We start from the raw sequence: 12,868 nt of genomic DNA on the forward strand, positions 1-12,868 counted from the left end.
AATTAATCAATGAAAATTATTTCGATTAATCAATCAGTAAAAATCCACACAAGTTGTTCTTCAATTCTCTTAATGATTTTTCTGCTCTTCGTCAGAGACAGAATTCAACGCAATACTAAGCTTTCATCTTAACCCTGTAAGCTAAGATATTCTCGTGTATCGCGTCGGGATGAGTGCATTATAGGGAAAAAAAACTGGTACGCAAGCACTTTTATAAATATGCACGTTCGACCGGTTCTTTTTCAGCCAAAAAAAATCTCAAAAACAAACAAATGTATGATTTATATGGTTAATTTATTTTTGAAGAGTTTTAAACTTTATATCTACTATCTTTATAGCCTGTTTTGGTACGTTTTGATGCATGCCATAGTTTGATGTAGGGACCTGAACAATACGATCAACCACTTCCATTCCTTTAATTACTTTTCCAAAAACTGCGTAACCCGCATTACCCGCAGAACGATTTAAAAAATTATTATCTGCAACGTTTATGAAAAACTGACTAGTAGCTGAGTCAGGATTTGCAGTACGAGCCATCGCCAACGTTCCGCGTGTGTTAGCAATTCCATTTCCAGCTTCATTTTTGATAGGTGCTCGCGTAGTCTTTTCCTGCATATTTGCAGTAAGTCCACCGCCCTGCACCATAAAACCAGGAATTACGCGGTGAAATATCGTATCTTTATAAAAGCCTGACTTTATATAGTCTTTAAAATTCTTCACACTGTTTGGTGCTTTATCATCATAAAGTTGTATTTCAATGTTGCCTAAATTTGTTTGCATTTCAACTAAAGTGTCAGCCCAGACTGAATGGCTGCTTATACCCAAACAACATAACATTAATAATTTTTTCATATTTTCCTACAATAAAATGCAAAACTTAATGAAGGATAAATTTAATCATCTATATAAGAGAATTCTAGTGAGTATTTATTATCTTTTATTTAGTACTTTATATTTTAGATTTGAGTATTAGTCCACGTTCCACGTGAAACATGGACTAAACTTTTATTTAACTATTTTTATCCCAGAACTTTCTGAAGTTCTTACTGATCTCGATAGTATATCTTTTTGCCTTTTTAGAAATAGGTGTCAAATTTATAAAACCATGGGTTTGATCTGGATATTCTTCATAATGCATTTTGACGCCATTTTTTCTTAGCTTATAGCTATAAATTTTCGCTTCATCATGCAATACGTCATGACCAGCCGTAATCACGAAAGCTGGCGGGTTCTTTTTCAAATTACCATAGGTTGGAGAAATAATCGGATCGTCTAATTCTACATTATGCTGAGTTGCATAATATTGAGTGACATAATTAATATCGCTATCCGTCAAAACTAATCCTTCGTTATAAGCATAAAAAGAAGGATGTCGGCTTTTAAAATCAACTGTAGGGTAAATGAGAAGCTGCGCTTGTGGAGCATAAGGTTTGTTTACTGATCGTTGAGCCACAACCGTACTGATATTGCCGCCTGCACTATCCCCTGCTACAGCAATACGATTTTTTAATATTTTTAGTTGTCTGCGATTTTGATATACCCAAGCTAAAGCATCTTCACATGATTGGATTAAATGTTGAGGTGAGACCTCAGGTGCAAGTGGATAATCAATACTGAGTACTTGTACTTTTGCATATTTTGCCAATATACGACAAACCTCATCATGAGTATCTAAACCACCCACAACGAACCCTCCCCCATGATAGAAAACAATCAGAGGTAATTTTTTATTCGGTGACGGATGATAGTGTCTTGCGAAAACAGTTCCACTTTGAAGCGGCAACCGAATATCTTCTACTGAATCAATTTCAGTTGATTTCTGGCGTATAGCCAACATTTGTGTATCAAACTGTCGTCTAGACTCAATAGGATCTGAACCAATGAAACCAATACGTCCCTGTTTAATTTGTACGGCCATCATACATTTAGTAAACGAGTCGAGCTCTGGGTATTGGTAGGCATATCCAAGGATTTTGGCAAGTGATTCTTGAGCTAATCGAGGTAACTTATCAAGAGCTCGAGCAGCAGGCCCTTGGCCCTTATCTAGCAATGTTTGAATTTTTTGATTAAATGCTGTCATGCCTATCTCCATGAATTCCTCTTATCCTTCATATTTTCTACAGAATTCTTTGTTGTTTGACTATATTCGCATACAACTCATGTAATCAAGATACAAAGGTAAAAACCAATCTACGCTAATCTGATTTATAGCAAATGTCATTAACAAATCTGTCGTTTAAAACAGGACTTTTTTGCCAATTATTGTTAACAGACAAAAGGAGATTGTGCTATGTCAGCAAAACTAGTTGTTACTTTATTAGCAACCAGTCTTTTAACGGTAAGTTGTGTTGCTTATACAGATGATCCTTATTACCGCGGTGGTTATGGTTACCATGATCATGATGATGATCGCTATGACCGCAATGATGGACGTCGCTATAGTGACTGGGAACGAAAACGTTGGGAAGAGCGTAAGAGAATATACGAACAACAACGTAAGGATGCTCGCGAACAAGATAGAAATCGTCGTGAGTGGGAAAAAAGACACCGTGAATGGGAGAAGAAAAGATTAGAAGATCGTGATCACAATCATAGAGATTATCATGATGATGACTAAAATCTATTGGAATATGGAAGCCCCAAAGAAAAAATCTCTTGGGGCTTTTTTGTTGAGAAATCCACATTCTCTTGACTATAGAATAATGAGTAGCAGCTCATTTCATATATAAATCGGCATCTTGAATATATGTACTCTATAATCTTTTAACTGTTCTTATCGCTAAGAATTACTGAGCAGTTGCAGAGCCTGAAACAGAACCAGAAGCACCAGCATCAACTTGACCTGGTTGTGCTTGACCAGAAACACCAGCATCTACACCAACACCAGCTTGTACGCCAGATGGGCTAGCGCTAGTTTGAGCTGAACCTGATGCATTTAAGCCAGCTTCAGATGCACAACCAACAGCTGTAAAAGCAACACCAGCAAGTACTACAGAGATAAGACCTAATTTTTTCATAATCACTTTCCTTTCATTACGACAAACATTTAAATGCAAAGTTCATCTTCGCGCTGCCTATAATTCACAATTTTTTTTTCTGGCGTGCGTATCATTGGTTGTCTTTTGTAGTAATAGAAGTACAAATTGTGCAATTTTTTATTAAAACCTCTTCCTTAGCCCCACCTCTACCTTTTATATAGAAGCTATAACTTAAGCTTTTGTTTATTTTTATCAATTTCTAATTTTTATCTTAGCCTTTTACTCTCGTTAAAAATTTTCTCTTTATAGAAACGCTATATAAGGTGCGTAGAATGTTACACAGACTTTTTACTTGAAAATGCCTTATTTCATAAAAAAAGCCGAGGATAGACCACGGCTTTATTAAAAAATTTATAGTGTTTCGGTTCAAATTATGGCCATTGCATCTCGCCTTTTACAACTTTTGCACCTAGCTCTAGGCTATCTACACTCTTTAATGTTGGATATTGTTTCTGCATGAGCTGACTTAGCTCACTCGCATTTTTACTTACTTTGACCGCTTTCTCATAGCTCTTGAGATAGTCGATAGAGAAGTTAACCGCATCCAAACCTTGTGGAGCCCCCTCAACCATATGAGCTGGAACAACTGTTTGAGGTTGGAGTGATTTAATAGTTTCTAAAGCTTGAATCACTTCATTGCGATCTTTAACTTTTGGTGTATCTGCCATCCATAAATGAATACCTGAAGAGACAGGAATACCGCCTACAACTGCTTTTGAAGAAGGAATCCATAAATAAGTAAGTTCTTTCTTACCTTTAATCTCGATTGACTCATTCTCTAGTTTTAAAGTTCTAGCGGTATAAGCTTGAGGCACAATAATTTGGCTAGGCGCATTTGCACCCATTTGTGGGCCCCAGTATTTCACTTTAAGCGCTTGAGTATCTTGGATATGTTTAACAGTTTCTGGTGTTGCAATGATTTGTACATTTGGGAAGTATTGTTTAAATACATCTAAGCCAAAGTAGTAGTCCGGATCGCCATAACTTACGAAAATTGTCTTTAGTGTTTTACCGCTATCGAGAATATCTGCAGCAATACGTAATGCTTCAGATTTTGAGAATTGCGCATTTACCAACAGAACTTCTTTATCGCCTTCAATTAAAGTAGAAGTCACACCAAAATGTTCGGGTTTAGCCAAGAAACTTTGGATTTTCAAATCTTGCGCAAAAGCTGAGGAAGTTACTGTTAAAGCGGTAGCAGTTGCTAGGACTGAAGCAGTTAATTTAAAAAATTTCATTATGTATTCTCCAAATTCATGAGAAACACTTTAAATTGCAATTCTTGTAAGGTAAATGCACTAAATTAAGATAAACTGTTGCATATATTGTAACAATGATAAAGTATATGGACACATTAAAAGCCATACACGTCTTTGTTTCTATTGCTCAACATGGCAATTTAACCAAAGCCGCCGAACATCTAAATTATTCCCGTGCGATGGTTTCTCGCTATCTTGAGCACCTTGAGCACACCTTCTCAACTCGACTATTTCAAAGAAATACACGAAAAATATCTCTCACTCCAGCAGGCGAAAAAGCCCTACTCTACTGCGAGAATATTTTACAACAACAGCAACTTTTACAAGAGTTAGCCGCACCCGAACAACATAACGGTACGATTCGCTTTACCTGCGGCTTGTTTTTATTTCAATTAGGGGTTGGGGAATGTATTCGCCAATTTAAACAGCAACATCCACATATTCAATTTGATGTATATCTGACTGAAAATACGATGGACTTAATTGATGCTCAGGTCGATTTAGCCTTACGTATAACGCAAAAAGTTGCAGATGGATTAATTGCGAGACCAGTTTGTCAAATCGAGTCTGTATTCTGTGCTCATCCTGATTATTTAAAGCAACACAGTCCCCTCTCCCATCCAAGGCAACTGATTCAACATGAATGTTTAGCTCACCATAGCCAACATCAATTTTGGACACTTTTTGATACTGAACAGCAACCTCAGAACTATCCTTTAAACGTCACCTTTAAAAGTAATGATGTAAATGCTGTTTATGACATGTGTGTACATGCTCAAGGTGTGGCAATGTTACCGACTTTATTAGTTAAAAAAGATTTAAAAGAAAAACGATTGGTGCCTTTATTTAAAAACTATTCGGCTCCCGAATTAAGTTTGTCGGTAGTATATGCTTCAAGACAACATTTACCCAAAATAACTCAGGAATTTATTGCTTTTATGATCGAAAATTTAGATTTTTACTTAAAACCGCAAAATTAAAAGTTTTAAATTGCCGTGTACGCTTGAATTTTTAGGCAATGCCCATACTTCATCCCTATTAATGAATTACAGCATATGCATGGCAGTTCAGGTTTTACCCAGTAAATGCTGATGCCAAAAGGACTGTACATGTTTAAAAACCCATTTAAACGGAGATCATCAATGGCTAATGAGCAAAATGAGCAAGCTCAAGACATTCAACACGAGCAAGCAGAGCAATCTAATGAGCAAACTCAGGCTGAAGGTGTAGAGCAAGCAAACGACGTTACCGTTGAATCTTTACAAGCGCAAATCACCAAATTAGAAGAAAGCCTAAAACTTGAAAAAGCACGTACTGCGAATGCAGTTTACGAAGCACAAAAAAGTGTAGAGCGTATTCAACGTGAGTCTGACAAGCATAAAGAGACTGTGCTTGAAAAATTTGCAAAAGAGTTACTAGATTCTGTTGATAATTTAGAACGTGCAATTCAAGCGGCTGGTGATGAAGAAACGCCAGTACTTGAAGGTATTAAACTGACCTTGAAGTCGCTGTTAACCACACTTGAAAAATTTGGTGTTGTAGAAGCTGATACGAAAAATGGCTTCAATGCGGATTTACATCAAGCTGTAGGTATTGACCCAAATGCTAAAGCGAATGAAATCGGTAGCGTTTTACAAAAGGGCTATACGTTAAATGGTCGCTTATTGCGCCCTGCTATGGTTATGGTTGGTCAATAAATAATTTTTTGAGAGTTTTTAGATTTTTTTTCGCTAAAACGCTTGAAAAAAATAGATTCACTCTCATATCGGATAACAAGCAAAAACATTGCAAAAGAATTTTTGAGGAAAACGTCACATGGCAAAAATTATTGGTATTGACTTAGGTACTACCAACTCATGCGTTGCTGTACTTGAAGGCGATAAAGTAAAAGTAATCGAAAACGCTGAAGGCGCACGTACAACTCCATCGATCATTGCTTATAAAGATGGCGAGATCTTAGTAGGTCAAAGTGCTAAGCGTCAGGCAGTAACTAACCCGAAAAATACATTATTCGCTATCAAGCGTTTAATCGGTCGTCGTTATGAAGATCAAGCGGTACAAAAAGATATCGGTCTTGTACCTTATAAAATCATCAAAGCAGACAATGGCGATGCTTGGGTTGAAGTAAACGATAAAAAATTAGCGCCTCAACAGGTTTCTGCTGAAATCTTGAAAAAGATGAAGAAAACTGCAGAAGACTATTTAGGTGAAACAGTTACTGAAGCAGTTATTACTGTTCCTGCTTACTTTAACGATGCTCAACGTCAAGCAACTAAAGATGCGGGTAAAATCGCTGGTTTAGACGTTAAACGTATCATTAACGAACCAACTGCTGCTGCACTTGCGTTCGGTATGGACAAAAAAGAAGGCGACCGTAAAGTTGCAGTTTACGACTTAGGTGGTGGTACTTTTGACGTATCAATCATTGAAATCGCAGACCTTGATGGCGACCAACAAATCGAAGTGTTATCAACAAACGGTGATACTTTCCTTGGTGGTGAAGACTTTGATAACGCATTAATTGAATTCTTAGTTGAAGAATTTAAGAAAGAACAAAGTGTGAACTTGAAAAATGATCCACTTGCGTTACAACGTTTGAAAGAAGCTGCTGAAAAAGCAAAAATCGAGCTTTCTTCATCAAATGCAACTGAAATCAACCTTCCATACATCACTGCTGATGCAACTGGTCCTAAACACTTAGTAATCAATGTAACACGTGCGAAACTTGAAGGTTTAGTTGCTGATTTAGTTGCTCGTACAATTGAGCCTTGTAAAATCGCACTTAAAGATGCTGGTCTTTCGACTTCAGACATCTCTGACGTGATCTTGGTTGGTGGTCAGTCTCGTATGCCACTTGTACAACAAAAAGTACAAGAGTTCTTTGGTAAAGAGCCACGTAAAGACGTGAACCCTGACGAAGCAGTTGCAATCGGTGCTGCGATTCAAGGTGCGGTATTGTCTGGTGACAAAACTGACGTTCTTTTATTAGACGTAACGCCATTAACTTTAGGTATTGAAACAATGGGTGGTGTATTAACACCAATCATTGAGAAAAACACGACGATTCCTGCGAAGAAATCACAAGTGTTCTCTACTGCTGCTGACAACCAGCCTGCTGTAGACATTTCAGTTTACCAAGGTGAACGTAAGATGGCTCAACAAAACAAATTGTTGGGTAACTTCCAATTAGGCGATATTCCACCTGCTCCACGTGGTGTACCACAAATTGAAGTATCTTTCGACATCAATGCTGATGGTATCTTGAAAGTATCTGCTAAAGATAAGAGCACTGGTAAAGAGCAATCGATCCAGATTAAAGCGAACTCAGGTTTGTCTGATGCTGAAATCGAAGCAATGATTAAAGATGCTGAAGCGAATGCTGAAGAAGATCGTAAGTTTGAAGAACTTGCAAAAGCGCGTAACGAAGCTGATGCATTAATTTCAAGCTCGAACAAAGCTGTTAAAGATCTTGGTGATAAAGTTACTGAAGATGAAAAAACAGCTGTAAGCACTGCCGTTTCTGAACTTGAAGCAGCAACAAAAGAAAATGATGTAGAAGATATCAAAGCAAAAACTGAAGCTTTACAAAACATCTTGATGCCTATCACTCAACGTGCTTATGAACAAGCGCAACAAGCTGGTGGCGCAGAAGGCTTTGATCCAAATGCATTCCAAGGTGGCGATGCTGGTCAACAAAAAGCTGATGATGGCGTTGTAGACGCTGAGTTCACTGAAGTTAAAGATGACAAAAAATAATTTGTTTCTTTAATAAAAAACCGTGCTTAGGCGCGGTTTTTTATTGTTTACAAAAAGTAACAATAAGTTTTTTAATGATATTATTCAAATATTTCTGTCAGAAAGATCAATGATAAAAACTAAATATTTAATTTTAAATAATATTTTTTTGTTAAAAACCCACTGTTATTTACTACATTAATTATTTGATTATTGCCAAGTCTGAGTACATCTTTTTAAATTTTTCTACCAAAATCACAAAGCTCGCCCACTCTCCTGTACTTTTTATCATTTTGACGAATTAAATTAAGTAGCTAACAATAAGATTTATTTATATTTTTTATTTTGCCATGAAAAAATTTCTATGGTGGGGATTAAGCTTATGCATGGGCTTACAAACAATGTTGTTTGCTCAAAGCAACCTTTCAATCAGCTCATCTCAACAACCTTTAAAATACCGAATTGCTTTTATTGATCCACGATTTCAACTTACTAAAGAACAACTAGTTGAGGTAAGTCAGCAAGCTGCTGAAATCTGGCAAAAAGAAACTGGGAAGACCTATTTTATTTATGATTCACAGGCTCAATTGTCAATTAACTTAATCTATGATGATCATCAAATACTTAAGGATGAACAACAAAACAATTTGGATGCACTTTTGCAAAAGCAGGAAGCTTGGCGCATTAAAAATGAAGAAATTGTTCTAAACAAACAGCAAGTTGCTCAACTATCAAGTGATTTAAACAAGAAAAAGGTCAGTCTAAAAGTTGAGTTTGAACAATATCAACAAGATGTAACGCGCTTTGATCAAGGAGAACATCAATACTCTAATGCCAATAATTTAAAAGAATGGCAAAAACAACTAGAGCAAAAATCGGAAGAGTTACGAAATGAATCCAATAGTCTAAATTTTAAAATTCAATCACTTAACTTAAAAATTAAAGAGCTAAATCGAGAGCAAAGTGATTTAAGCGCTTTAAAAACACAATTCAAACTAGAGCAGAAAACGAGTATTCAACCCTTCCATAAAGGTTTATTCAGTCAAAACCAAATCCAGATTTACGGCTATGCTTCTTTAAATGACTTACGTTTGACCCTTGCTCATGAGTTCGGCCATGCATTAGGCCTAAAACATACTACTGATCCTAAATCATTAATGTATCCACGGTTAAAAGAGCAAGATATTCATAACTTTAAATTAACAGATTCAGATTTAGATTTATTAGGTTCAATTTATAGACCAAATTAAGGAAAAATCGTTAAAGTTAAATAATTAAAAAAACTAAATAAAACCAAATATATTAAATTTTTTCTAAAAAATAATTTGGCATTTGGTAAAAAATAATGAGACTAAAGTCTCATTTATTTTTCTGATTTGTACGTTTTTTGATTGATTTTTCATTTTATATTCTTATAATACGTTTTTTTTAAAATCTCCCCCCTTCGATTATGCGTTTAACATCTTTGTTATTAGGCGTAGCCTTTGCTTTTTCTAATTTTCAGGCTAATGCTAATCTTGCAACTCCAGCACATACTCAAATCCAGCAAAAAACAGGTCAACATTTGACTTATAAAATTGCTGATATTGATCCACGTTTTGGTTTAAGCCAAGACCAATTAATTCAAATTAGTCAACAAGCTGCGGACATTTGGAAACAAGGTACTGGACAGGATTATTTTACTTATGATCCAAATGCAAAGTTAGAAATTCGTTTAGTTTACGATAATAGTCAAAGCCGTTCTGAACAGCGTCAAAAAATTGCAGCTCAGTTCCAACAAGAACAGCAACGTGTAATTGATGAACAGCAACAAATTAAGCAATTGAAGCAAACTCTTGGTCAAACTCAGTCTGAGCTTGAAAATAAGAAGCAGATTTTGAATGGCAAATTGAAAAATCTTGACCAACTAATGATGCAGCTTAACCAAGGCAAATTAGCACCTGAATACAGCGCTAAATCTTTGGCTAAAACTCAGAAAGATTTGCAAAAACAAACTGTTGCTTTAAAGAAAGAAATTGCTGCATATAATCAGCAAGCTAAAGACTTAAATGTCAAAGTTACTCATTTTAATCAGATTAATAATGAGTTTAATAATTCATTGAACCAATTTAAGCAAAATGCTCAAGCGGATGTCTTTAAAAAAGGTATCTATAACGGCAAACAAATTGTGATTTATGAGTTTAAATCTATTGATGACTTACGCTTAACCATTGCTCATGAGTTAGGACATGCACTGGGTTTAAAACATAGTGATCAACCAAATGCATTGATGTACTCAGTACGTAAAGATGGTGACAAAAAAATCACTGGACTTACGGATGCTGACCGTGATCTATTAAGTGCTTTACCTCAATAATTAAAAGCTTGATATAAAATGATGTATCTATTTCTATGTAGATACATCGAAATTGATATCAAAGTCATGTTATTGTGGTCATAAGAGCTAACGAAAATAGAATGGAGATCAAGATGAGTTATTATCATATCCTGATTGAAGTAAATGATCATATCAGCACGATTGAACAGACTCGTGATATTGAACTGTTTGATATTATTGAAATTAAACCATACCTCCATTCTATTTTAATTCCCTTTTTCAATGAGCATGAAATCGAGCTTGAGGATGAAAATATCGAATATAAAGATATTCTCCATCTTGAAGTAAAACAGACTCTGTTACCGATTGAACATTTAATTGAAGAAGAGCAAAAGCAATTACCAAGTGATACTGATGTCACCATTACTGCATATGAAATCTTTAATGATCGTGATTTAAGCCAAGATGTTACGTCAGTTATTTTTGATATTTTGGAAGCAGTTAAATTAGAGTAATTATCTTATATAAGTACCTATAAAAAAGGTCTGCATGAGCAGACCTTTTTTATTATTTCCAGTTTATTGCATCATTTTTTGAGCTTGTTCTTGACGGAATGCGCGTAAAATTTGCTGCCCTGCCCGTCCTGTTGGATTTAAACCTAAACGAGTCTGCTCCTGACGAATAGCTACGCGGGTTTTATCTCCAATAAGACCGTCAACTGCACCAATATCATAGCCACGATTAATCAAAAATTGTTGGATTTCACGACGTTCTGCACGTGAAGTTCCTGGATCATCTGTTGGCCAAGACGCAACAAATGGACCCGCACCTTTTAAACGATCAGATAAATGGGCAATCGCAAGTCCATAACTTTCCGCAGCGTTATAGCTGTAGATAGCATCAAAATTCTTAAATACTAAAAATACTGGACCATTTACACCTGCAGGTGCCATTAAACCCGCTGAAGTATTGCCAGATAAAGCCCCTTGAACAAGTGGAGAACCATCAATTCGGGTTACCCCTCGTGCACTCCAGCTACTTAAAGCTTTCTTTGAACGTCGCCCTTCTCCATCAATTGACATACCTTGGGGAACTTTTACTTCAAAACCCCACGGCATTCCTGTTTGCCAACCAGCTTTATTTAAGAAATTAGCCGTTGATGCTAATGCATCTGCAGTACTTGATACCAAATCGCGACGACCATCTCCATCAAAATCAACAGCTAAACGCTCATAGGTCGATGGCATAAATTGCGTATGTCCAAACGCCCCAGCCCAAGAACCTTTCAGTTGATCTTCGGTTAAGTCACCGCGCTGTAAAATACGCATGGTGGCAAAAAATTCAGTACGGAAATAACTTTGTCGACGCCCTTCACAACTTAAAGTCCCGAGTGCTTGTAATAAAGGATATTTTCCAGAAATATCACCAAAATTACTTTCAACACCCCACACTGCTACAATTGTTTCCGGCGGCACCCCGTAGGTTTGAGAAGCACGGTTTAAAACATCTCGATGTTGCACCAGCTTTTGTTTACCAAGCTCAACGCGCTCTTCATCAACTAGACCAGAAAGATAATCCCAAATTGGTGTCGAAAATTCTGGTTGATAGTTTAGTTTATCAATAACTGAATAATCTGGGGTCAAGTTTTGGGTATAGCGATCATAAGTTGTACCAGATACTCCAGCAGCAATTGCTTGAGAACGTAAATTTGCCAAACAACTTTGGAAATTATTATTAGGCGTATAATCTTCGCTCGTCACTACTGGAACAGTAGCACTGCTAGATATTGTAGAACCATTAATTACGAGCTCTGCTTGAGCCTGAGTCATCGCTAAAAATACAGAGCCAACAATACAAGAAAAACGTCGCATATTATCCTAGTTCGATTTTTAAATTTAAATTTGTAAGTACCATACCATTATGAGTCCAAAATTTCAGAGAGAAAACGTAAATTTGAATTCATAATCTCTACTTTAAATTCATTTCCCATGTTTTAAATTCAAATTTTCTACTTTATTTTTGAATTTAAAATCCTCTAGATCAAAATTATTGTTTTTGAATTCAAAAACGATACTCAAGTTTAAATTCAAAAGTGCATCTTTAAATTTAAACTATAAACCTCTCTTTATTGTGGATAACTTTATCCACAGCACAGCAAAAAACACTTCTATTCCTTAATAATTATATTCTATATCTCCTTATTATTTATTACAGGCTAGAGCCTACCACCACAGAAATCCGTATTTTTTTAAATTTAAAGATCAGCCAAAATTTTTAAATTCAAAACCTCATACCGATAGACTTCTATTTTTGAATTTAAAAAGGCACATTCAACTCTCTCATTTAAATTTAAAAATACTTTTGTGGATAACTAATTTTAAATTCAAAAGCACCCAAAACTGTCGTTTATAGTTTTAAATTCAAATTACAGTAGCTTTTTTAAATTCAAAAGTTCCAATTAAAGTTATCCACAGCCCTAAAATATGCATGTTCTATTATTTTTTAAATTTAAAAGATAA

11 protein-coding genes and 1 pseudogene are annotated in these 12,868 nt (G+C 35.8%); 7 read left to right on the forward strand and 5 right to left on the reverse strand.

Going from position 1 to position 12,868, the window contains the following annotated elements; genetic code table 11:
* Window positions 1-294: 294 nt before the first annotated feature.
* Together RMB06_RS03725 and RMB06_RS03730 are read right to left on the reverse strand one after the other, a co-directional pair.
* Window positions 295-852, reverse strand: coding sequence for a peptidylprolyl isomerase (locus RMB06_RS03725; protein ID WP_033851383.1), 558 nt, complete (start codon window positions 850-852; stop codon window positions 295-297).
* Window positions 853-1,009: 157 nt separating this feature from the next.
* Window positions 1,010-2,080: an alpha/beta hydrolase gene (locus RMB06_RS03730; RefSeq protein ID WP_311078412.1), complete on the reverse strand. Its 1,071-nt coding sequence runs from the start codon at window positions 2,078-2,080 to the stop codon at window positions 1,010-1,012.
* Between the two features lie 210 nt (window positions 2,081-2,290).
* Between RMB06_RS03730 and RMB06_RS03735 the strand changes: the two genes are divergently transcribed.
* Window positions 2,291-2,617 (forward strand): hypothetical protein, encoded by a 327-nt coding sequence (locus tag RMB06_RS03735; RefSeq protein WP_311078413.1) that lies wholly within the window; start codon window positions 2,291-2,293, stop codon window positions 2,615-2,617.
* Between the two features lie 169 nt (window positions 2,618-2,786).
* Here RMB06_RS03735 and RMB06_RS03740 read toward each other — a convergent pair whose 3' ends face one another.
* A complete protein-coding gene (locus RMB06_RS03740) occupies window positions 2,787-3,017 on the reverse strand; it encodes a hypothetical protein (RefSeq protein ID WP_000733015.1) in 231 nt (76 codons plus the stop codon).
* A 392-nt stretch (window positions 3,018-3,409) separates the two neighbouring features.
* Window positions 3,410-4,276, reverse strand: coding sequence for an MBL fold metallo-hydrolase (locus tag RMB06_RS03745; RefSeq protein WP_311078415.1), 867 nt, complete (start codon window positions 4,274-4,276; stop codon window positions 3,410-3,412).
* A gap of 107 nt (window positions 4,277-4,383) precedes the next feature.
* Between RMB06_RS03745 and RMB06_RS03750 the strand changes: the two genes are divergently transcribed.
* From RMB06_RS03750 to RMB06_RS03775, 6 genes and pseudogenes are all read left to right on the forward strand, one after another.
* Window positions 4,384-5,277, forward strand: a complete 894-nt coding sequence (locus RMB06_RS03750; RefSeq protein WP_032006002.1) for a LysR family transcriptional regulator — start codon at window positions 4,384-4,386, stop codon at window positions 5,275-5,277.
* 162 nt (window positions 5,278-5,439) lie between these two features.
* Window positions 5,440-5,994, forward strand: a complete 555-nt coding sequence (gene grpE / locus RMB06_RS03755; RefSeq protein WP_002115470.1) for a nucleotide exchange factor GrpE — start codon at window positions 5,440-5,442, stop codon at window positions 5,992-5,994.
* Window positions 5,995-6,112: 118 nt separating this feature from the next.
* Window positions 6,113-8,053 carry a molecular chaperone DnaK gene (dnaK, locus tag RMB06_RS03760; RefSeq protein ID WP_002115449.1) on the forward strand — a complete coding sequence of 647 codons (1,941 nt, stop codon included), beginning with the start codon at window positions 6,113-6,115 and terminating at the stop codon, window positions 8,051-8,053.
* Window positions 8,054-8,382: 329 nt separating this feature from the next.
* Window positions 8,383-9,282: a matrixin family metalloprotease gene (locus RMB06_RS03765; protein WP_311078419.1), complete on the forward strand. Its 900-nt coding sequence runs from the start codon at window positions 8,383-8,385 to the stop codon at window positions 9,280-9,282.
* Between the two features lie 137 nt (window positions 9,283-9,419).
* A pseudogene (locus RMB06_RS03770) lies at window positions 9,420-10,388 on the forward strand (M57 family metalloprotease).
* A gap of 101 nt (window positions 10,389-10,489) precedes the next feature.
* The gene (locus RMB06_RS03775; RefSeq protein WP_014207668.1) at window positions 10,490-10,864 is read left to right on the forward strand and encodes a hypothetical protein; all 375 of its coding nucleotides are present in this window, start codon (window positions 10,490-10,492) and stop codon (window positions 10,862-10,864) included.
* Window positions 10,865-10,927: 63 nt separating this feature from the next.
* Here the strand turns inward: RMB06_RS03775 and RMB06_RS03780 are convergent, their stop codons facing one another.
* The gene (locus tag RMB06_RS03780; protein ID WP_311078421.1) at window positions 10,928-12,220 is read right to left on the reverse strand and encodes a lytic murein transglycosylase; all 1,293 of its coding nucleotides are present in this window, start codon (window positions 12,218-12,220) and stop codon (window positions 10,928-10,930) included.
* Window positions 12,221-12,868: the final 648 nt, after the last annotated feature.

It is taken from the genome of Acinetobacter sp. V104_13, from assembly GCF_031798995.1.
GTDB classification, from domain to species: domain Bacteria; phylum Pseudomonadota; class Gammaproteobacteria; order Pseudomonadales; family Moraxellaceae; genus Acinetobacter; species Acinetobacter pittii.